Annotated in this window: 24 protein-coding genes and 1 other annotated feature (1 of these 25 running past the window's edge); of the genes, 1 reads left to right on the top strand and 23 read right to left on the bottom strand. The window is 49.7% G+C overall.

The annotated features are described in order from the left end of the window. Position 1: 1 nt before the first annotated feature. From rplJ to ACFOLF_RS20025, 16 genes are all read right to left on the bottom strand, one after another. Positions 2 to 499: a 50S ribosomal protein L10 gene (gene rplJ / locus ACFOLF_RS20100; RefSeq protein ID WP_210046681.1), complete on the bottom strand. Its 498-nt coding sequence runs from the start codon at positions 497 to 499 to the stop codon at positions 2 to 4. 59 nt (positions 500 to 558) lie between these two features. Then, positions 559 to 721: a sequence feature (ribosomal protein L10 leader region), on the bottom strand. A gap of 14 nt (positions 722 to 735) precedes the next feature. Then, positions 736 to 1,428 carry a 50S ribosomal protein L1 gene (gene rplA / locus ACFOLF_RS20095; protein WP_210046682.1) on the bottom strand — a complete coding sequence of 231 codons (693 nt, stop codon included), beginning with the start codon at positions 1,426 to 1,428 and terminating at the stop codon, positions 736 to 738. A 109-nt stretch (positions 1,429 to 1,537) separates the two neighbouring features. Next, positions 1,538 to 1,963, bottom strand: a complete 426-nt coding sequence (rplK, locus tag ACFOLF_RS20090; protein WP_210046683.1) for a 50S ribosomal protein L11 — start codon at positions 1,961 to 1,963, stop codon at positions 1,538 to 1,540. A 95-nt stretch (positions 1,964 to 2,058) separates the two neighbouring features. Continuing rightward, positions 2,059 to 2,592 carry a transcription termination/antitermination protein NusG gene (gene nusG / locus ACFOLF_RS20085; RefSeq protein WP_210046705.1) on the bottom strand — a complete coding sequence of 178 codons (534 nt, stop codon included), beginning with the start codon at positions 2,590 to 2,592 and terminating at the stop codon, positions 2,059 to 2,061. 29 nt (positions 2,593 to 2,621) lie between these two features. Then, a complete protein-coding gene (gene secE, locus ACFOLF_RS20080) occupies positions 2,622 to 2,831 on the bottom strand; it encodes a preprotein translocase subunit SecE (RefSeq protein ID WP_210046684.1) in 210 nt (69 codons plus the stop codon). Between the two features lie 20 nt (positions 2,832 to 2,851). Then, positions 2,852 to 3,001: a 50S ribosomal protein L33 gene (rpmG, locus tag ACFOLF_RS20075; protein ID WP_183604319.1), complete on the bottom strand. Its 150-nt coding sequence runs from the start codon at positions 2,999 to 3,001 to the stop codon at positions 2,852 to 2,854. Positions 3,002 to 3,475: 474 nt separating this feature from the next. Continuing rightward, the gene (gene sigH / locus ACFOLF_RS20070) at positions 3,476 to 4,126 is read right to left on the bottom strand and encodes an RNA polymerase sporulation sigma factor SigH (protein WP_210046685.1); all 651 of its coding nucleotides are present in this window, start codon (positions 4,124 to 4,126) and stop codon (positions 3,476 to 3,478) included. A 303-nt stretch (positions 4,127 to 4,429) separates the two neighbouring features. Continuing rightward, positions 4,430 to 4,951 (bottom strand): NYN domain-containing protein, encoded by a 522-nt coding sequence (locus ACFOLF_RS20065; protein WP_210046686.1) that lies wholly within the window; start codon positions 4,949 to 4,951, stop codon positions 4,430 to 4,432. 3 nt (positions 4,952 to 4,954) lie between these two features. Next, positions 4,955 to 5,725: a 23S rRNA (guanosine(2251)-2'-O)-methyltransferase RlmB gene (rlmB, locus tag ACFOLF_RS20060; protein WP_210046687.1), complete on the bottom strand. Its 771-nt coding sequence runs from the start codon at positions 5,723 to 5,725 to the stop codon at positions 4,955 to 4,957. Between the two features lie 87 nt (positions 5,726 to 5,812). Beyond that, complete coding sequence (locus ACFOLF_RS20055) at positions 5,813 to 6,175, bottom strand: Mini-ribonuclease 3 (protein ID WP_379219484.1); 363 nt, start codon at positions 6,173 to 6,175, stop codon at positions 5,813 to 5,815. Continuing rightward, positions 6,172 to 7,578 carry a cysteine--tRNA ligase gene (gene cysS / locus ACFOLF_RS20050; protein ID WP_210046689.1) on the bottom strand — a complete coding sequence of 469 codons (1,407 nt, stop codon included), beginning with the start codon at positions 7,576 to 7,578 and terminating at the stop codon, positions 6,172 to 6,174. The genes ACFOLF_RS20055 and cysS overlap by 4 nt, the downstream gene beginning before the upstream one ends. Next, on the bottom strand, positions 7,575 to 8,243 hold the full coding sequence (gene epsC, locus ACFOLF_RS20045) for a serine O-acetyltransferase EpsC (protein WP_210046690.1): 669 nt from the start codon (positions 8,241 to 8,243) through the stop codon (positions 7,575 to 7,577). The genes cysS and epsC overlap by 4 nt, the downstream gene beginning before the upstream one ends. A gap of 543 nt (positions 8,244 to 8,786) precedes the next feature. Continuing rightward, positions 8,787 to 10,244 (bottom strand): glutamate--tRNA ligase, encoded by a 1,458-nt coding sequence (gltX, locus tag ACFOLF_RS20040; protein ID WP_210046691.1) that lies wholly within the window; start codon positions 10,242 to 10,244, stop codon positions 8,787 to 8,789. 41 nt (positions 10,245 to 10,285) lie between these two features. Beyond that, positions 10,286 to 10,771, bottom strand: a complete 486-nt coding sequence (ispF, locus tag ACFOLF_RS20035; protein WP_210046692.1) for a 2-C-methyl-D-erythritol 2,4-cyclodiphosphate synthase — start codon at positions 10,769 to 10,771, stop codon at positions 10,286 to 10,288. 15 nt (positions 10,772 to 10,786) lie between these two features. Next, on the bottom strand, positions 10,787 to 11,512 hold the full coding sequence (gene ispD, locus ACFOLF_RS20030) for a 2-C-methyl-D-erythritol 4-phosphate cytidylyltransferase (RefSeq protein WP_210046693.1): 726 nt from the start codon (positions 11,510 to 11,512) through the stop codon (positions 10,787 to 10,789). An 82-nt stretch (positions 11,513 to 11,594) separates the two neighbouring features. Then, positions 11,595 to 12,686: a PIN/TRAM domain-containing protein gene (locus ACFOLF_RS20025; RefSeq protein ID WP_210046694.1), complete on the bottom strand. Its 1,092-nt coding sequence runs from the start codon at positions 12,684 to 12,686 to the stop codon at positions 11,595 to 11,597. 185 nt (positions 12,687 to 12,871) lie between these two features. Here ACFOLF_RS20025 and ACFOLF_RS20020 point away from each other — a divergent pair, with 185 nt between their 5' ends. Continuing rightward, positions 12,872 to 13,267, top strand: a complete 396-nt coding sequence (locus tag ACFOLF_RS20020) for a DUF1573 domain-containing protein (protein ID WP_210046695.1) — start codon at positions 12,872 to 12,874, stop codon at positions 13,265 to 13,267. Between the two features lie 108 nt (positions 13,268 to 13,375). Here the strand turns inward: ACFOLF_RS20020 and pssA are convergent, their stop codons facing one another. The 7 genes from pssA to ACFOLF_RS19985 form a co-directional block, all read right to left on the bottom strand. Further along, positions 13,376 to 14,134 (bottom strand): CDP-diacylglycerol--serine O-phosphatidyltransferase, encoded by a 759-nt coding sequence (gene pssA / locus ACFOLF_RS20015; protein ID WP_210046706.1) that lies wholly within the window; start codon positions 14,132 to 14,134, stop codon positions 13,376 to 13,378. Positions 14,135 to 14,227: 93 nt separating this feature from the next. After that, positions 14,228 to 15,304 carry a DNA integrity scanning diadenylate cyclase DisA gene (gene disA, locus ACFOLF_RS20010; RefSeq protein WP_210046707.1) on the bottom strand — a complete coding sequence of 359 codons (1,077 nt, stop codon included), beginning with the start codon at positions 15,302 to 15,304 and terminating at the stop codon, positions 14,228 to 14,230. Positions 15,305 to 15,317: 13 nt separating this feature from the next. Continuing rightward, on the bottom strand, positions 15,318 to 16,685 hold the full coding sequence (radA, locus tag ACFOLF_RS20005) for a DNA repair protein RadA (protein WP_210046696.1): 1,368 nt from the start codon (positions 16,683 to 16,685) through the stop codon (positions 15,318 to 15,320). A gap of 159 nt (positions 16,686 to 16,844) precedes the next feature. After that, a complete protein-coding gene (locus ACFOLF_RS20000; protein WP_210046697.1) occupies positions 16,845 to 17,276 on the bottom strand; it encodes an antibiotic biosynthesis monooxygenase in 432 nt (143 codons plus the stop codon). A gap of 169 nt (positions 17,277 to 17,445) precedes the next feature. Next, positions 17,446 to 19,899, bottom strand: a complete 2,454-nt coding sequence (locus ACFOLF_RS19995) for an ATP-dependent Clp protease ATP-binding subunit (protein ID WP_210046698.1) — start codon at positions 19,897 to 19,899, stop codon at positions 17,446 to 17,448. Positions 19,900 to 19,901: 2 nt separating this feature from the next. After that, the gene (locus ACFOLF_RS19990) at positions 19,902 to 20,942 is read right to left on the bottom strand and encodes a protein arginine kinase (RefSeq protein ID WP_379114375.1); all 1,041 of its coding nucleotides are present in this window, start codon (positions 20,940 to 20,942) and stop codon (positions 19,902 to 19,904) included. Positions 20,943 to 21,011: 69 nt separating this feature from the next. Next, on the bottom strand, positions 21,012 to 21,113 hold the end of the coding sequence (locus tag ACFOLF_RS19985) for a UvrB/UvrC motif-containing protein (RefSeq protein ID WP_210046700.1). 420 nt of this gene lie beyond the right edge of the window; 102 of the gene's 522 nt are visible here — the last part of the coding sequence; its start codon lies off the right edge, out of view — the gene reads right to left on this strand; it ends in the stop codon at positions 21,012 to 21,014.

Genomic DNA, 21,113 nt, shown 5'->3' with positions numbered 1-21,113 from the left:
TTTACGCTTCTTGCTTCTCTGCCACTGCTTTAACCGCAAGGGCGAAGTTCCGCATAGGAGCCTGCAGGACGCTGAGGAGCATGGAGAGCAAACCTTCGCGTGATGGAAGATCCGCCAGCGCTTTGATTTGATCAGCATTCATGACTTGGCCTTCAACAACGCCGCCTTTTAGTTTCAAAGCGTCATTCTTTTTAGCGAAATCATTCAACAGCTTAGCAGGAGCAACTGCATCGTCTTTGCTGAATGCAACAGCGGTTGGGCCTGTAAGAACTGCATCCAGTTCAGACAATTCCGCACCGGCGGTAGCACGACGCACTAGTGAATTTTTCAGCACTTGAAACTCGATGTTCGCTTCGCGAAGCTGTTTGCGGAGCTCGGTAATTTGCTTCACGTTCAATCCACGGTAATCTGCAACCACTGTGCAGGAAGACTCGCGGAGTTTCGACGAGATTTCGTTAACCGATTGTTGTTTTCTTTCGATAGTTTTAACGTTTGCCATTTTCGTACACCTCCCGTTATGTTCTCGGGCATCCCGCTTTCAACGAAGGATTTCTTCCTCGATGCATGAGAAAAGCCCCCGCAGCTATAGCGAAGGCCATGATGGTCCGTCAACATTTCATCCAAAAAAGATTGAAATGAACAAACACTTTTATCATAACACCTCGGTAGGAAATTAAGCTTCAGCAGCACCTACTGTCTACGGTATGCGTATGCGATTGTTAAATGTTGCTCCTCTTAGCGGTATACGGACGCATTAACGCGTGCGCCAGGACCCATTGTCGAGGAAACAGCAATATTTTTCAGGTAAATACCTTTTGCTGCTGCCGGTTTTGCACGGTTCAGCGCGTCGATAAGCGCACGAAAGTTCTCGTTCAGCTTCTCTGCGTCGAATGATACTTTACCGATCGGAGCATGGATTTGACCTGCTTTATCAAGACGATACTCGATTTTACCGGCTTTGATCTCTTGAACAGCCTTCGTTACGTCAAACGTTACGGTACCCGCTTTCGGGTTAGGCATTAGACCTTTACCACCGAGAATACGACCCAGTTTACCAACCTCAGCCATCATGTCCGGAGTAGCGACGCAAACGTCGAATTCGAACCAGCCTTGTTGGATTTTGGTGATCATGTCAGCATCGCCAACAAAATCCGCGCCTGCCGCTTCCGCTTCTTTGGCTTTATCGCCTTTTGCGAAAACAAGCACACGTTTGGTTTTACCAGTACCATGGGGAAGGACAACTACGCCACGAACCGCTTGGTCCTGCTTTCTTGGGTCTACACCCAAACGAACAGCAACTTCAACAGACTCATCGAATTTAGCTGTCGCCGCCTTTTTAACGAGATCAATCGCCTCTGAGGCTTCGTAGGTTGCTTCGCTGTCAATCAGCTTGGCAGCTTCTTGGTATTTCTTACCGTGCTTAGCCATTGAAAATTTCCTCCTCATGTGGTTATAACGGAAAATCCTCCCTGTTGGAGATCCTCCCACTTACAACAAAAGAATATCTTTTGCTGCGCCTTAAGCATCGCAGGCTCTATTAGTCTTCGATGACAACGCCCATACTGCGCGCCGTACCTTCAACCATGAGCATTGCCGCTTCAACTGAAGCCGCGTTAAGGTCAGGCATTTTTTGCTCCGCAATTTCACGAACTTTCGAACGTTTAACGGTAGCTACTTTCTTCTTGTTCGGTTCACCTGAACCTTTTTCGATTCCTGCTGCAACGCGCAATAAAACGGCTGCCGGTGGAGTCTTGGTGATAAAAGTGAATGAACGATCTTCAAATACGGAGATTTCAACCGGAATAATCAAACCGGCTTGGTCAGCTGTGCGGGCGTTGAATTCTTTACAGAACGCCATGATGTTAACGCCTGCTTGACCGAGTGCAGGACCGATCGGCGGAGCCGGGTTCGCTTTACCTGCTGGGACTTGCAATTTTACCATCTTGATGACCTTTTTTGCCATGATGCACACCTCCTTGCTCAAATAATCCCTTTGGCCGCGGTGATGGAATCATCACGCAACCCGTATTGCCCGAAGACAACGCAGGAAAACGAAGATCAGATCTTCTCCACCTGAGTATAGTCCAGCTCAAGCGGGGTTTCCCGTCCAAACATGTTGACATGCACCTTGAGTTTGCTTTTGTCCAGCAGAATTTCTTCCACCGTACCGACAAAATCGGCAAAAGGTCCAACCTTCACCCGAACCGTTTCCTTCAAATCGAATTCGATTTTCGGTTTAGGCTCATCAATACCCATGTGGCGCAAGATTTGCTCCACCTCATCAGGCAGAAGCGCAGTCGGCTTTGAGCCGGAACCAGTGGATCCGACAAACCCGGTCACGCCAGGGGTATTACGAACCACATACCAGGAGTCATCGGTTTGAACCATTTCCACAAGAACGTAGCCGGGGTAAACTTTACGCATGACGATCTTTTGCTTACCGTCTTTGTTCACCACTTCTTCTTCCATAGGAACAAGAACGCGGAAGATTTTGTCCTCCATGCCCATAGATTCAACACGCTTCTCCAAGTTCGCTTTTACCTTGTTTTCGTACCCTGAGTAGGTATGCACAACATACCATCTTTTTTCCATTTCCATAACTAGCCACCCTTGGCCCCTTCTTAAACGATCAGTTCGACCAATGCGGAAATGCCGATGTCAAGAACCCAGAAGTAAATGGTAACCACTATAATCGTTATTACTACAACGAGAGTATAGCTTGTCAACTCTTTACGGCTTGGCCAACGAACCTTCTTCAGTTCCGCGACGCTGTCAGAAAAAAAGGAAAAAGTCGACCCGAAACTTTGCCTCATCTTAGCAAAAAATGTCACTTCCACACCTCCCAATTGACCTATCTTGTCTCGCGATGAGGAGTATGTTCGTTACAGAACTTACAAAACTTCTTCATCTCGATGCGGTCGGGGTGATTCCGTTTGTTCTTGCTGGAAGCGTAGTTTCTTTGTTTGCAGTTTGTGCAAGCCAACGTAATAATTACCCGCATTGCTGTACACCTCCCGAATTACCATAAATAAAAAAAGTTCGAATCCATTAAATCCTGATTGTATGTGGAACAAGCAAGATTCAAGATTCAAAGCCCATCAAAAAAAAGACCTATTTCAGGGCTACCTGAAATACTTTATCATATGCAATATGCCGTGTCAAGAAAAACGCATCTCTAGACCGGGAGTAAACTTAAATCACCGCACAATGCCCAACCGTCCACAGCTAAAAGTTGAAGATGTTCTGTTACTCCCATTATGCGCGGCATGTGAGAGTTTCAAACCTTCCCCGCCATACTTTCATATAACGGATGTCAGTTTGACAGAGGATCTGTTATAAATTAAAAAAAGAGCCTGACCGGCTCCTCTGTCCATCGTTTAGAATTTATAAGCCTATATACCGCACTTTCTAGACACGTCGATCAGAAAAAGTATGCTTCGCCGTACAAGACGGCGCAAGTCACTTATCCCATCAATCAGTTGCTGATGTTACGGATTTCCAGATACCGCTCCAACTTACGCTTGACACGCTGCAAAGCATTATCAATTGACTTTACATGCCGATCCAAATCCACAGCGATCTCCTGATAGGAGCGCCCGTCCAAATACAGCATAAGCACCTTGCGTTCCAGATCACTTAAAATCTCGGACATCTTGTCTTCCAAACCAACAAACTCTTCCTGGTTGATAATAAGCTCTTCGGGGTCGGAAACACGGGTTCCGCAGATGACGTCAAGCAGTGTGCGGTCGGAATCTTCATCGTAGATAGGTTTGTCCAGCGAGACATAGGAATTGAGCGGGATATGCTTCTGGCGGGTAGCCGTCTTGATCGCTGTAATGATCTGACGCGTGATGCAAAGCTCCGCAAACGCCTTGAAGGATGCAAGCTTGTCCCCTTTGAAATCGCGGATTGACTTGTAAAGCCCGATCATGCCCTCTTGTACGATATCCTCGCGGTCAGCCCCGATCAGAAAGTAGGATCTGGCCTTGGCACGCACAAAATTCTTATACTTATTAATTAAATATTCCAGCGCTTCGCCGTCACCCTCACGAACCGCTTCTACAATATCTTCGTCCGTTCTGCAGTCATAGTCCAGCGGTTTCCACTCTTTGAGGTCGATGCTCACGAACAATCCCTCCGGCTCGAAAGGCGTGCATTGCGCAAAATTTAACCGAACGCAATCATTTTCGTTGATTAGGTTACGTGTAACACTATGCCACTACAGGAAACGATACCAAGCCATAACTAACTTCTACCAGATCCGTTCAGAAACATAGAATCAGTATACATTATGTAACCTTGGGCCGTCAATCAACTTCCTATCGATAAAACTTTAATTAAATAGAAAAATTGGAAGTTAGTCCCGTTTCAAGCGGGATTCGCGTCAAGTATTGTGACATTATTGAATGTGAATTAAAGACGAACTGAGTTAATTCTGCCCACGGCGCCATCGTTCAAGCTTTGTCCGGACTTCCAGACTCAGATTGGTATCCAGTTCATTACGCTGATGGGACTTGTCCTCTATCGTGCGTTCGATCGCCTTGCGGTTCTGCTCGATATCGATCAGCAGCTCCCGTGCGGATATCCTGAGAGCGCCTTTGCCGAAAGCGACATGCTGCTCAACCAGATCGGAAGTCGCCACATAGAGATTGCGGCTGCGCAGCGCAAGCTCCGAAGCCAGCCGTTCAATACATGAATCGGCCGTTTCCTTCTCTTTTGTATAGACTACAGAGATTCTGAACTGGTTAAAAGCCGATCCTGTGCCGGGAACCTGATGCGCATCAAATACGACCGTGACGGACATGCCTGTGAATCCCTGATAATCAGCCAGCATCTCCAGCAGCTTATCGCGTGCGCCCTCCAAATCAGTGTCGCGCATTGCAGCAAGAACCGGCCATGCTCCAATCATGTTGTAGCCGTCCACAAGCAGTACATCATCACGCCGTCGCATTGCCTAGAGGCTCCGGCGCTGCCGCAGCACTTCGTACATCAGCACACCAGCAGCCACCGAAGCATTCAAAGAATTGAGATGCCCGTTCATTGGCAGCTTGATCAGAAAATCGCATTTTTCACGGATCAGCCTGCCGATGCCTTTGCTCTCATTGCCAATGACAAGAGCGAGCGGCATATCAAACTTTGTGGACGAGGCATACACATCCTGATGTGCGCCAACGTCCGCACCCGCAACCCAAATTCCCGCTTCTTTCAGCTTATCGATCGTCTGTGCAATATTGGTGACCCGGGAAACGGCAACGTATTCCACAGCACCCGCGGAGGTTTTCGACACCGTTGCCGTAAGCGATGCGGATCGGCGTTTGGGAATAATCACGCCATGCACTCCCGTGCACTCCGCCGTCCTAAGTATGGAACCCAGATTGTGGGGATCCTCGATTTCATCAAGCAGCAGCAGAAAAGGCATTTCTCCGCTTGAACGAGCCCTCTCCAGCAGCTCCTCCAACTCAAAATAGCGGTAGGCAGCGGCTTGAGCGACAACGCCTTGATGGGTTGTGCCTTCGGCCATTTGATCAAGCTTGCGTTTATCGGCAAACTGAACGATAATTCCCGCCTTTTTCGCCTCGGCTATGATAGGCGCCGCATTTTTCTGAGATTGCTCGGCAATCCATATTTTATTGATTTCCCGCCCGGAGCGCAGCGCCTCCATGACCGGATGCTTGCCTGCAATCCATTCTTCTTGTGAGTCCTGTTGCGAATCTTGCTCAGTCATCTGTTGTCCTCCTCGAATTTGCCGATCGCTGCAGCCGGTTCGTCAAAGGCAACTGCCATTAGCTCACGAAGCCGCTCTGTCTGTTTCTCATAATACAAATAGCCGACTAAACATTCCAACGCCGTCGCCTGACGGTAATCTGCGAGATTGGCATTTTTCGGGGGGGGCACCCGATTTGGCGTTCCTTCCGCGGCGGACGATGTCCGCTTCCTGTTCCGTGAGCAGCGGCTGCCACCGCTCAAGAAGCGCGCACTGGGCTTTTGCAGAAACGAAGCCGGTTGCCAGGCGGTGCAGATGATTCGACTTGTGATTCGGCTGGGCAATCAAATATTGTCGAACCATCATCTCAAAAACCGCGTCTCCCAAATAGGCCAGCACGACCGGATTTATTTGATTGGGCTGTTTGGCCGGGGGATGGAACCAAAGTCCCTGATTTCGGTCTTCCATCATTTGCGCCGCCAGCGAATGCCCTGAGGGGTATCCTCCAGAATAATCCCTTGATCCGCCAGCAAATCGCGGATTTCATCCGCACGTTTCCAATTTTTCGCCGATCTCGCGTTCGTCCGTTCGACAATTAACGCATCAATATCCGAATCGAGCAATTCTGCAGCACCTGAAGCCGGCAATAGCCCAAGAACGCGGTCAAGGGATTCAAACGCCTTGATCAGCAGCTGCAAGCCTTCAGTTGATGCAACCGGACGCTGCAAATATTGATTAGCCTCACTGACAAGCTCAAATACAGCCGTTATCGCATCAGGGGTATTAAAATCATCATCCATTTTTGCGTTAAACTCGCTCTGAATAGCTTCTATTCGGATTTGAAGCGCAGCTGCCTCTTCATCCTTCTCGCTTACGGCGACAGCCAAACGGTGATGCAGGTTGCTGTAGCAGTTGGCAATCCGCTCCACGCTGTTCTCTGCCTGCGCAAGCGTCTCATCGCTAAAGTTCAGCGGACTACGGTAATGGGCCGACAGCATGAAATAGCGGATTGCTTCCGGTTTTACCCGCTTCAACAGCTCATTGACCGTAATTCCATTGCCGAGGGATTTCGACATTTTTTCATTATTAATGTGAATATATCCATTATGCATCCAATACCTGGCGAGCGGTTTCCCTGTGAAGGACTCAGATTGCGCAATTTCGCACTCATGATGTGGAAATTGCAAATCATGTCCGCCGCCGTGAATATCCAGCGTATCGCCCAGATACTTGCGTGCCATTGCGGAGCATTCGATATGCCATCCCGGGCGCCCTGCTCCCCAAGGGCTTTCCCAATACACTTCTCCGGGCTTCGCCGCTTTCCATAGGACGAAGTCCTGGCCGTTCTCCTTGCGGCGGTCCACTTCGATCCGGATACCCAGTTGCAGCTCCTGCATATTTTGATGCGACAACTTCCCATAATCCTGGAATTTGCTCGTGCGGAAGAAAACATCGCCGCCGCTTTCATAAGCGTAGCCGGTGTTGACCAAGCCTTCAATTAAAGCCAATATTTCCGGAATATGATCGGTCACACGCGGATTGATGGTCGCCCTATGCACGCCCAGTCCTTCGATATTGCTATTGAATGCATGGATAAATTTCTCCGCCACTTCCGCAACGGTCATATCGAGCTGTTCGGCCTTGCGTATCAGCTTATCATCCACATCGGTAAAATTAACGACATAATTCACCTGATATCCAATAGCTTCCAAATACCGCCTCACTACATCAAAAAAGATCACAGGCCGTGCGTTGCCGATATGAATATAATCATACACGGTCGGACCGCATACATACATTTTCACCTGCCCAGGCTCCTGGGGTATGAAGTCTTCCTTGTTTCGATGCATCGTATTATAAATTTGCAAAGTCATATTCTCGGATCTCCTCCAGCAATAGGTTGCTTTTGCCTCTCGCGCTCAAGCTCGGACCTTAAATTCTCAATTTCCTTGTGCATCTCACGAAGCATTTCAATGACTGGGTCAGGCAGCTGGGCATGATCCAGCCGGTCCTTCACCCGCTCGCCGTTCTTCCTGACTATTCTTCCGGGAATTCCGACAACAGTACTGTTGGACGGCACTTCCCGGAGTACAACCGAATTGGCGCCAATATTTACATTATCCCCGACCTTGAACGATCCAAGCACTTTGGCCCCCGATGCGATGACTACATTATTGCCGATTGTCGGATGCCGTTTTCCTTTTTCCTTACCGGTTCCCCCAAGAGTCACACCTTGATAAATGACGACATTATCGCCAATCTCGCATGTTTCGCCAATTACGACGCCCATACCGTGGTCAATGAACAACCGGTCTCCGATCGTCGCACCCGGATGGATTTCAATGCCCGTAAAGAAACGGCAGATTTGAGAGATCAGGCGCGCAACCGTGTACAAGCGCAGCTTATACAGGCGATGGGCAATACGATGAGACCATATGGCATGCAAACCCGAATAGGTGAATACGATCTCGAATTTGCTGCGTGCTGCCGGATCATTATAAAGCACCGTATCTATATCGGATTTTATATGGCGAAACATGGTCAAGACTCCTCTCTGAAAGGCATTGCCATCAAACTGTACCGACCGCATGATTGGCCATGCAACCCTGGGCATAAAGAAAAGCCCCTGCAGCCCGAGGGCTGCAGAGGCGTGTGGACGCGGTTCCACTCTGCTTGGAGATCCGTACAAAGACCCCCATCTTAAAGTCCATAACGCGGACGAATCGTCACGTTCTACCCCACACTCTGCAAGCTGAATTCTCCTGCTGTACCTGTTACGGACAACAAAAAGAAATTCCGCCCGCATGCGCGGATCGAAAGAGCGGCTCCCAGGCGCAATGCTGCATTTCAAGGAATGAACGACTCCCAGCCTATTCAAAATGGCAGACATCCTGCATTCATGTGCAGCTGTTCCAATTTGAAAGGTCGCTCTCTCTGGATTCCTCTCGGAAATGAACAATCCTGTTCCAAGCCTTTAAACCGATACAACTTGATAATTAGGTACTACAAGTATAGCGGACTGCCGATTAACTGACAAGTGCCCTTGCATTCAAGACGAGCCCGGTTATCGGCAAAAGATGAATTAATTTAACCGGAAACGCAAACGTTTCTCCACTTTGACTTTGCCCAGCAGAGCGATTGTACGATTAAGATCCGGTCCATGGGTCTGTCCGGTCAGGGCGGCACGTATAGGCATAAACAGCTGCTTTCCTTTGAAGCCTGTAGCTTGCTGTACCGCTTTGATTGCCGCCTTGATGCCATCAGCATCCAGGGACTCTATTGATGCCAACTGCCCGGCGAAGCCCTGCAGCACCGCTGGGACCTGCTCCTCGGCGAGCACAAGCTTCGCTTCCTCTTCATCGTTCATTTCATCCTCAAAGAATAAGCTCGTCAGCGGAACGATATCTGCAGCGCAGTGCAGTTTATCCTGATACAGCCCAATAAGGTCGCTTGCCCATTCCCTCCCGCTCTCATCCAAAACCTCCGGGAGCCGGCCGGCATTCTGTAAATGAGGCAGACAGAGATCAACTACGCGAGTCAGCTCCGTCTTTTTCAGGTACTCATTGTTCATCCAGCTAAGTTTGGCTGTGTCGAAGAAGGCCGGGCTTTTGCTCAATCTGGCGGGATCAAAAGCTTCAATAAGCTCATCGCGTGTGAATATCTCCTGCTCGCCCTCCGGAGACCAGCCGAGCAGTGTAATAAAGTTGAACATTGCCTCCGGCAGGTAGCCCAGCTTATCATATTGCTCAATAAATTGAATAATGGATTCATCGCGTTTGCTCAACTTCTTGCGCTGTTCATTCACAATAAGCGTCATATGTCCGAATACGGGCGGCGTCCAGCCGAATGCTTCATAGATCAGCAGTTGCCTTGGCGTATTTGAGATATGGTCTTCTCCGCGGAGCACATGACTGATTGCCATGAGATGATCATCAAGGGCAACCGCGAAATTATAAGTGGGAACGCCGTCCTTCTTCACAATAACGAAATCGCCGATTCCATCGGATTCAAAGCTGATTTCGCCCTTTACGATGTCACTGAACGTCATGGTTCGGCCTTCCGGAACGCGAAAGCGGATACTGGGTACACGGCCTTCCGCCTCAAATGACTGCCGCTGCTCTTCGGTTAAATCGCGATGCTTGCCGGAATACCGCGGCATCTCTCCGCGCGCTGTTTGTTCTTCCCGCTCCGCTTCCAGCTCTTCCTCCGTGCAGTAGCACTTATAGGCCAGACCTTTGGCAATCAAATCATGCCAATATTCACGGTAAATGTCGAGCCTCTCCGTCTGGCGGTATGGCCCATATCCCCCTCCGACATCAACGCTCTCGTCCCAGTCGATGCCCAGCCACTTGAGATAGGTAAGCTGACTTTCCTCGCCGCCCTCAATATTACGTTTCAGGTCAGTATCTTCGATACGTATAATAAACTTCCCGCCCAGACTGCGTGCGAACAAATAGTTGAATAAGGCCGTTCTCGCGTTGCCGATATGCAGATGCCCTGTAGGTGACGGCGCATACCGCACCCGAATATTCTCTGACATGGTATCCAATACTCCTTCCATGATGTTCCGTTTTCAACCGATCATAGCATAGTCTTGACAAGGCAGACAACTGATTGGGCAGCAATCCCTTCGCCCCGTCCGGTAAAACCAAGCTGCTCCGTTGTGGTTGCCTTCACATTTACCTGAGATAGCTCATCCGCCTCCAGCGCTCGTGCAATGACTTCTACCATCTGAGGAATAAAAGGCGCCATCTTGGGACGCTGCGCAATAATAGTCGAATCAATATTGCCCAATTTATAGCCGCGCTCTTTCACGAGCTGCCAGATATGCTCCAGAAGCTTCAGGCTGTCCGCGTCCTTAAAGGCTGGATCAGTATCGGGGAAATGCTTGCCGATATCACCGAGTCCAAGGGCGCCCAGTACTGCATCGCTGATTGCATGCAGCAGCACGTCGGCATCGGAATGGCCGAGCAGTCCCTTCTCATAGGGAATCGTCACTCCGCCGATAATACATGACCGCCCTTCCACCAGTTGATGCACATCAAAGCCTTGTCCAACTCGAATCATTCCCGCTTTCCCCCTCTATTCATTTCCCTGATTGTCTTTGTTCAAATGGGCCGCAAGCAGAAATTCCGCCCATGGCAAATCGTCAGGTGTCGTAATTTTTATATTGGTGTAATCGCCTTCTGCAACTGTAACGGGTACACCGAGACGTTCTACAACCATGGCATCATCCGTTCCGACAAAGCCGTCCGCCGCCGCCCTCTCATGCGCTTCCAGCAGCAGGGAACGCCGAAAAGCCTGCGGCGTTTGTATCGCCCACAAGCTCCGGCGGTCAGGTGTCGCCACGATCACACCGGCTTCACCAACCTGCTTGATTGTATCTTTAACGGGCACAGCAAGCACAGCGGCCCCGGTTTTTACCGCTTGAGCCATACAAGAGCGTACCGCCTCGGCAGTTACCAATGGACGCACACCATCATGCACCATGACCCATTCCATTTCCTTGCTCAGCGCCTGCAGTCCGGTCCGAACCGAGTGCTGACGCTCACTGCCGCCAGCCAGCACGGCCTTGACTTTAACCAGCAAGTTATCCCGTACAATCGATTCGACGCGGGCCGTATCACCAGGGCCTACAACCAAGACAACCTCGCTGACCTCATCCAACATCTCAAATCGTTCCAGCGTATGGACAATGATGGGCTTGTCCTGCAAGAGCAAATACTGCTTGCTCTCCTTCGTTCCCATCCGTGTTCCGCGTCCGGCCGCCACGACGACGACGCCCCAATTTGCCTGTCCTGCCTGCATGCCCTTCAACCGCCTCGCTATAAACTGTAAACCTCGATGCTCCCGCTTGATGGAGACATCATCCGTTTACTATCATAACGTGTTACTGCGCTTTTTCCAACAGCTTTGGCTTGGCAAAAATCATCCGGCCCGCCGAGGTTTGAAGAACGCTCGTCACGAGCACCTCCATCGTTGTTCCGATGTATTCCCGGCCGCCCTCCACCACGATCATCGTTCCATCGTCCAAATAGGCGACTCCCTGACCATGCTCCTTGCCATCCTTGATCACTTGAACCACGATTTCTTCGCCGGGGAGAACGACCGGCTTCACAGCGTTGGCCAAATCATTAATATTAAGTACAGAAACACCTTGAAGCTCGCATACCTTGTTCAGGTTAAAATCATTCGTGACCACCTTGCCATGAAGCACCTTGGCGAGCTTGACCAATTTGCTGTCCACTTCTCCCTCTTCCATGTCCCCTTCATAAATAAGGACTCTCACATCCAGTTCCTTCTGAATTTTATTCAGAATGTCGAGTCCACGACGACCGCGGTTTCGTTTGAGCAGATCGGAGGAATCGGCAATGTGCTGCAGCTCTTCAAGCACAAACTCTGGTATTACAAGTGTCCCTTCAATAAATCCGGTTTTGCAAATATCGGCGATTCGGCCGTCGATAATGACACTTGTATCCAAAATTTTATGCTCTTCATAGCTGCTGTCATCTTCGCCATTATTACTTTTGCCGCGTTCCATAATCAAACTCATCCGTTCGGTCAGTTCCTCCCGTTTGCTAAGCCCGATCCGCATACCCGCATAACCGAGAACCAGCATGGCTGCTATGGGAATGAATTGCCCGGCGCCTGTCAATCCGGCAAGCGCAGGATAAAGCAGCGCCGACAGTCCCAGACCGATCATAAGCCCCAATACCCCGGAAAACAGATCCCCAGTGGGCATCGAGGATATACGGTCAGCTCCCTGCTGAATCCACCGGATCAGCGGAACTGCAAGCATCGAGGCCAGCACCAAGCCGCACAACGCTCCAATACCGACATTCATATAATAGCTGCCGGACCGCTGCATCATCCCGTAGGAAGACTCCGTCCACAGTGTCCCTATATTCATCCAGCTGTGCATCTGAGCGCCCAGGACCCCGCCAAAACATAAACCAAACAATTGAATCATTCGTTTCATCATAATTCCACCTCCTTTACAATTATGTTCCAATTTCTCAGAGGTTAATCGTAGGGAAGGATGAAAGTATTAGAAATTATTAACCTTGGTCGATAAAGCAGACAAATTACACAAAACGGTTTTGAATTACTGGCGGTCGAAGCTTATAATAAGAGGAGCACTGCCAATCCCGAAACGAGGTGGAATCGATGAGCGCCCCAACATTGGATCAATTTCAGCAACAAGTGTCTGAACTGCTTTTGCGTCATCGCAGTTTGCTTGATGTTTTATCGAAATACGGCCAATCCGGTGCCTCCGTTAATCGAGCTGTTGCTAAATCGGTGACGGAATGCGGTTGTATCGAGTTAAATGCTAAAAGGCAAGAATACACAGATGAAATCAATTTGGAACAAGCCAAAAATACTCTTCATTACCACGTCAGCGGTGAATTGTGCGAGCACTGCAGAGATGCCATTAAAGGCGAGCTTGGCCGTAACCTGTTCTACATGTCAGCCATGTGCAATCTCCTCGACATTCAGCTTGACGATGTAGTTGCCCAGGAATCTGACAAGTGCTCGACATTAGGACTCTTCAACCTGACTTAAAGTAATCGCATCGCAGAGCTGTGAACAGGATCATATAACAAACAAACCGCCTGACTCATCCTTTACGGGATGAGCAGGCGGTTTGTTTTTACATTTTTACAGGCAGCTCTATGCACCATGCTCAGTAGGTATGATCTCTTCAAGCAATTCGGCTTGTTTCCGGCGCTTGCGATTTCGCCCTGGAAAAGGGAGACGCCGGTCAACGTTTTTTTTTAGGCCGTACAGCGCGTAAAGAACCAAAGGTATAAAGAGGATCTTGGACAACTGGTTATGAAACAGGATGCCCAGTACAACCGTGACGACAATGATTATAGGGACGACCCAAATCGCACTTTTGGGAATGCCCATTTTTTTGAAGCTGGGGTATTTAATTGTACTCACCATGAGAAAGGAAAGCACCAGCGTGCTTCCCATCAATACTGCAACTGATATATCCTTGTGAAACAGCGCGAGTGTTGCAAGCACGCCTCCTGCCGCCGGAATGGGCAATCCGATAAAATAACCGGGCATGCTGGATATGACATTAAATCTGGCCAACCGCAGAGCACCGCATATGGGAAACAGCGCGGTAATAATCCACGCGGCCGCCGAGCTCAGCTCCTGGAAGGCTACACTATACATAATAAAAGCCGGAGCAACGCCGAACGAGATCACATCCGAAAGGGAATCCAGCTCCTTGCCGAATTCACTTTGCGCATTCAGGGCGCGGGCCACCCGGCCATCCACGCCATCCATCAGCATCGCAATGATAACCATCATCGCAGCGATTTCCGGTTTTGAGTTTTCTGGAAAAACGAGAATAATGGCGACGATACCCAAAAATAAATTCGCCACCGTAAAAAGACTCGGTATCGACTTCGTGATCATTTTGTTCCACCTCATCTTTACTATGCCCCAAAACCATTTTTTACAGTTATTAGCGATTTACATGGTTATCCACATTCTAACATTGTATGTGATTTAAATATGTCTGTCAATGAACATCTGTTCCTGAATCCGCTTCAGCCCTTCTTTAATCGCGCGCGCCCGCACTTCCCCGATGCCATCCACGGAGTCCAATTCCTCAATAGTGGCCATTAAAATATGGGGCAACCGCTCGAAACGGTCCACCAGATTATTCATAATAACGGTAGGCAGGCGCGGGATACGGCTGAGCAGCCTATAGCCCCGAGGGGCAATCATTTCTTCAGAGGCCACACTGGTACCCGTGTATCCCAGCAGTTTAATAATTGAACTATTATCAAATAATTCCTCTGAATTCAATTTATGGATGCCTGCGCGAATTTCACGAATCTTGTCCTCATGGGGATTTTTCGCATAATCCTTTATTAAAAACCAGGCTTCTTCCTCAACGCCGCCAACCAATTCTTCCATCTGCATGCTGATAAGCCGGCCTTCTGTCCCCAGCTCATTGACGTATCGTTTAATCTCCATCTTCACACGAATGAGCATCTCCATGCGTTTGACGACATGAGCCACTTCATGCAGCGTAACCAATTCTTCAAACTCCAGAGCTGATAAATTCGTAAACGCCTGATTGAGCACCGTTTTATATTTTTCCAGCGTTTGTATGGCTTGGTTCGCCTTGGTCAGAATAACGCCCATTTCTTTGAGCGAATAGCGGAGCTGACCCTGATACAGAGTAATAATATTGCGCCTTTGCGAAATGGAAACCACAAGCTTGCCGGTCTGCTTCGCGACCCGTTCGGCCGTCCGGTGCCGGATTCCCGTCTCAACCGATGAAATGGAACTGTTGGGAATCAGCTGAGTATTGGCATACAAAACCCGCTTGCGGTCCTCACTCAAAATAATGGCGCCGTCCATTTTGGCAAGCTCATACAGATAGTAAGGGGAGAAGTCGCAATTGATCGAAAATCCGCCATCAACGACCTCCATAACCTCAGGACTGTATCCAACAACGATCAGCGCGCCGGTTTTTGCCCGCAGCACATTGTCCAGTCCTTCCCGAAAAGCCGTGCCTGGTGCGACCATTTGCAGCAGTTGATTCATAACTTCTAGTTGATTCGGCTCCTTCATCATCTTCCCCCTCTTATCCGAGTGCTGCCGAGAGGGCTTCTGCCACTGTCTCGACCCCAATTATTTCGATGCCCGCAGGCGGACTCCAGCCCTTCAAGCTTTTCGTTGGCATAATCACACGTTTAAAGCCAAGCTTATGCGCTTCCTTGACCCGCTGCTCTGCACGCGAAACGGCCCGAACTTCTCCAGTCAAGCCAATTTCACCAAAAACAACGTCGAATGGCCTTGTCGGCGCATCGCGAAAGCTTGATGCAATGCTCACCGCTGCTGCCAGATCAACAGCGGGTTCGTCCAGCTTGACGCCGCCCGCCACATTCAAATAGGCATCCTGCGTTTGCAAAAACATACCCATCCGTTTTTCCAATACGGCAATGATGAGCGACATCCTATTGTGGTCAATACCGGTAGACATCCGCCTTGGAGAAGGGAAATTCGTTGTCGCTACAAGTGCCTGGAGCTCCACCAATACTGGACGCGTTCCCTCCATACTGGCCACTACGGTCGAACCCGATACACCAAGCGGACGTTCCGAGAGGAAGAGTTCAGACGGATTGCTAACTTCACGCAGACCCAGCTCTCCCATTTCGAATATCCCGATTTCATTGGTGGATCCAAACCGATTTTTGACTGCCCGGAGCAGCCGGTAGGAATGATGCCGTTCTCCTTCAAAATAAAGGACACAATCCACCATATGCTCAAGCAATCGGGGTCCAGCAATCGCTCCCTCCTTTGTAACGTGCCCGACAAGGACAGTGGCGATTCCCTTCACTTTGGCCACGCGCATGAAATGAGCCGTGCATTCACGAACCTGGGAAACACTGCCGGGTGCCGAAGAGACACTGGGATCATATACCGTCTGGATGGAGTCGATGACGAGAAAATCCGGCTCCAGCGACTCGATCGCATCGCTGATCTGATCCATATTCGTCTCGCAAAGCACATAAAGCTTTTCGGTAAGCGCCCCCAGGCGATCGGCCCTCAGCCTTGTTTGCCTGACCGATTCCTCTCCGGAAATATAAAGGACCGTAAGACCCTGGGAGGCTAACGCATGGGAGGTTTGCAGCAGCAGCGTCGATTTCCCGATGCCGGGATCCCCGCCAACGAGAATGAGCGATCCGGGAACAACCCCGCCGCCAAGCACACGATTGAGCTCCAGGAGGGTCGTTTCAATTCTGGGCTCCTGCTCATTATCTATGTGTATGATGGATTGCGGCTTTTCTTTCGTCTGAATAAGTCTGGAACCCATTCCAGGCGTCTTGACTACAGATTCCTTTTCTTCGACCATCGTATTCCATTCCCCGCAGCCAGGGCATTTCCCCAACCATTTGGGCGATTCCGTTCCGCATTCCGTACAAGCGAATTTTATTTTAAGTTTTGCCATGAGCGGCTCCTTATACATATTACTTATCATTCAAAGTTTACCATTTCTAGAGGATGGGATAAACCCTTAAGCGCGCTGTCCAAATAAAAGTTTCCCGCTCAGCAATACACCACCGGGCGGGAAACAGATGATTATCGATGAAGTTGAGAATTACGGTATTTATTGCTCGTTGGGTGTACGTGAAACAAGTACATTATGAATCGTCATTTTCGATCCCAGCATGACACTTTCGCCCTGCGGCGAAGCTTGGTGAGCTTGTCCTTGGCTGCTGTGTTGGACCTGCTGCTCCTGCCCGCCGCTCTGCGGGTGCTGACCTTGGGATTGGCTTTGCGATTGCCCACCCGGGCTGCCTTCGCGCTTGGCGTGGGCTTGACGGAAGGAATCACTGTTCACCCAACTCTCAAATGAAGGCTTGTCTGCCCAGTGGGTACATACCTTTAATTCATCATGTTCTTCCAAGTCTTCTGTGAAGAGAACTTCCATTCGAATAAATCCGGGGGTTAATTCAACACCTTTGGAGTTTTGAAAACGCTGCGCCACTTCTTCACCATGGCCTTTTTTTACTTTTATCGTATTCACAACAACGATCATTATTATTACCTCCTCAGGGGTTTAGCGAACATTCAACTGCGCCAAATGACAACTCACTCTAATCATACGCTGATTTGCTGGATGTAGCAAAAAAACCCTTGCCCCTGACGGGCTTTCGCTAAGGAAGCGAAGAGCCTTCAGGGGCAAGGTTTTAGAAAAATTATTTGGCTTACTTGGTGGCTGGCTCTCCAGCTGCCGGTGCTGATGGCGAAACCGTCAGCGCACCGTCTTTCTCATCAATTGTAAGCGTATCGCCTTTATTGATATTACCTGTCAACAGATCTTCAGAGAGCCGGTCTTCAATATGCTTCTGAATCGCACGACGCAGCGGACGGGCGCCGTACTGCGGATCGTAGCCTTCCTTAGCCAGGAACGCTTTGGCCGAATCTGTAAGCGTGAAGTCTACTTCCTGCTCACGAAGCCGTTTGCGCAGCTCCTCGGACATTAAGGTAACGATTTGAGCAATATGCTCTTCTCCAAGAGAATGGAATACAATCGTTTCATCAATCCGGTTAAGGAACTCGGGACGGAAGCTCTTTTTCAATTCCGCGAGCACTTTTTCTTTCATGATATTAAAGTCACGGCCTGCATCCTGTGCGGCTGTAAATCCAAGCGACGTGTTGCGCTTGATTTGATCCGCACCGACGTTCGAGGTCATGATGATCAGCGTATTGCGAAAATCGACGACACGGCCTTTGGAGTCCGTTAAACGGCCATCTTCCAGCACCTGCAGCAGGATGTTAAACACATCCGGATGCGCCTTCTCGATCTCATCAAGCAGTACAACCGAATAAGGCTTGCGGCGTACTTTCTCGGTGAGCTGGCCACCTTCTTCGTAGCCGACATACCCTGGAGGCGCGCCGACCAGACGTGAGGTCGAATGCTTCTCCATATATTCCGACATATCGATACGGATAACAGCATTCTCGTCACCGAACATTGCTTCCGCCAGTGCGCGGGCAAGCTCAGTTTTACCAACGCCGGTAGGGCCGAGGAAGATAAATGATCCCATTGGACGCTTCGGATCCTTCAGGCCGGCACGGGCACGGCGCATTGCGCGGGATACCGCTTTGACGGCTTCATCCTGACCGATAACACGGTCATGAAGAATATCTTCCATTTTGAGAAGCCGCTGCGTTTCTTCCTCAGCCAGCTTGCTCACCGGAATTCCCGTCCAGCTGGCAACCACCTGAGCGATATCCTCCGGTGTGACCTCCGAATCCGTACGGCCTTGTTTTTCTTTCCATTGATTCTTGGTCACATCAAGCTCTTCGCGAATCTTCTGTTCCGTATCACGAAGGGCAGCAGCCTTCTCGAATTCCTGGCTTTGAACCGCCGAATCTTTCTCCTTGCGGATATCCTCAAGACGATTTTCCAGCTGTTTCAAATTAGGCGGTACCGTATATGATTTAAGGCGTACTTTGGAGCTGGCCTCATCGATCAGATCAATCGCTTTATCCGGCAGGAAACGGTCCGTAATATAACGGTCCGAAAGCTTAACCGCCTGCTCGATCGCTTCATCCGTTATTTTCACACGGTGATGGGCTTCATAACGGTCGCGAAGTCCATGAAGGATAAGAACAGCTTCCTCCGGCGAAGGCTGATCAACAGTAATCGGCTGAAAGCGGCGTTCCAACGCGGCATCTTTCTCAATATACTTGCGATATTCATCCAGCGTCGTGGCACCGATGCATTGCAGCTCGCCACGTGCCAGAGCTGGTTTCAAAATATTCGAAGCGTCAATCGCACCTTCTGCACCGCCTGCTCCAATAAGCGTGTGAAGCTCATCAATAAACAATACGATGTTTCCGGCTTGGCGAATTTCGTCCATAATTTTTTTCAGACGGTCTTCAAATTCACCGCGATATTTGGTTCCGGCAACAACAGAGCCCATATCGAGCGTCATGACGCGTTTGTCACGCAGCGTCTCCGGAATTTCACCCGCGATAATTTTCTGAGCCAGCCCTTCGGCAATGGCTGTTTTACCTACGCCAGGTTCACCGATAAGAACAGGATTGTTTTTGGTTCTGCGGCTGAGCACTTGAATGACGCGCTCAATCTCTTTGCCCCGTCCAATAACAGGATCCAGATTATTATCTTTGGCATAAGCGGTCAAATCGCGGGCAAGGCCATCCAGCGTCGGTGTACTTACATTAGCCGGTGCGCCATGGTTGCTCGAGACCGCTTCGCTGCTGCCCAGGAGCTGCAGGACCTGCTGCCTGGCTTTGTTCAGGCTGATGCCCAAATTATTAAGTACGCGGGCGGCAACGCCTTCGCCTTCGCGGATCAGGCCGAGCAGAATATGCTCTGTTCCTACATAGGTATGACCCAGCTTACGCGCTTCATCCATCGAAAGTTCAATTACTTTCTTCGCTCGCGGCGTATACGCAATGTTGGTCGGCTGCTCTTGTCCGCGGCCGATAAGCGTCTCGACTTCATCCTGGATTTTTTCCAGGCTCAGACCAAGTCCGATAAGGGCTTTGGCAGCAATGCCTTCCCCTTCACGATTAAGCCCAAGTAAAATATGCTCTGTTCCAATATTGTTGTGACCTAGACGAACCGCTTCTTCTTGTGCAAGTGCAAGTACCTTCTGCGCACGTTCCGTGAATCTGCCAAACATCATGTTTACACACCCCCATGATCGGATTTACTTAGTTGTAATTGCTGACGTATAAGCTCTGCCCGCCTGATATCCCGCTGCTCGGTATTCATCTTTTCGTTAAACACCTGCTGCAGAAAACCCGGCTGCATTAAAACCATCATTTCATTCATTACAAGCGGCGATACCCCTTTGATCAGACCAAGATCGATTCCCAGCCGGACATCGGATAACCGCTGGCCTGCTTCTTTGGAATCCATTATGGTCGCATGTGACAGAATTCCGTAGGAACGGTAAATCCGATCCTCCAGACGAATCTGCGACTCCTCCAGCATACGCTGACGCGCCGCCTTTTCGTGCTCAATAATTTGTTTGGCTACGCTGTGCAAATTATCGATGATCTCTTCCTCGGATTGTCCCAGCGTAATCTGATTGGATACCTGAAACAAATTGCCTAACGCTTCACTGCCTTCTCCGTAAATTCCCCGAACTGCCAGCCCTACTTGAGTAATTGCCGTCAAAATACGGTTGATCTGATGCGTCATGACAAGCGCAGGCAAATGCATCATGACCGAAGAACGAATACCTGTACCGACGTTCGTCGGACAACTGGTCAGATAACCACGGCGTTCATCAAAGGCGTAATCGGTTGCTTCTTCAAAAATATCGTCAATGCGGTTAGCCAAGCTCCAGGCTTCTTTAATTTGAAAACCGGGATACAAGCATTGGATCCGCAGATGATCCTCTTCATTCACCATGATACTGACGGATTCGTTCTCACTTAGTATAAGTGCCCCGCAGCGTGACTCATTCGCAAGGTTCGGACTTATGAGATGCTTCTCAACGAGCACTCTGCGTTCAAGCTCGCTCAGCTCGGAGAGCTCAATCGTCTCAAACCGGTCAATCGCACCCAGCTCGGGAGAAGATCCCATAGCGGTGAGATTCTCCATAACCTCCTGCGCCTGTTCGTTTGTGGCGAGCATCGGAAAAGGATGACTCCGTAAATTACGGGCGATCCGAACTCGACTGCTGATAACAATATCTGAATCAGGCCCAGCTTCTCTCATCCATTCACTTAAGGCTTCCTGTACAAAAGATCGCTCCGACAAAAACGGTTCCTCCTTCCAACGCTTAGCCTAAACATCTGTAACCTTACCTTCCAGTTCACGAATCTGGTCGCGGATTTTAGCTGCGTTCTCAAACTCCTCGCATTCTATTCGCTGCTGCAGGTCGGCCCG

The organism is Paenibacillus sepulcri, assembly GCF_042647105.1.
Lineage (GTDB): Bacteria > Bacillota > Bacilli > Paenibacillales > Paenibacillaceae > Paenibacillus_Z > Paenibacillus_Z sepulcri.
The sequence above is the reverse complement of the archived record's forward strand: the minus strand, read 5'-3'. Positions and strand labels throughout refer to the sequence as shown.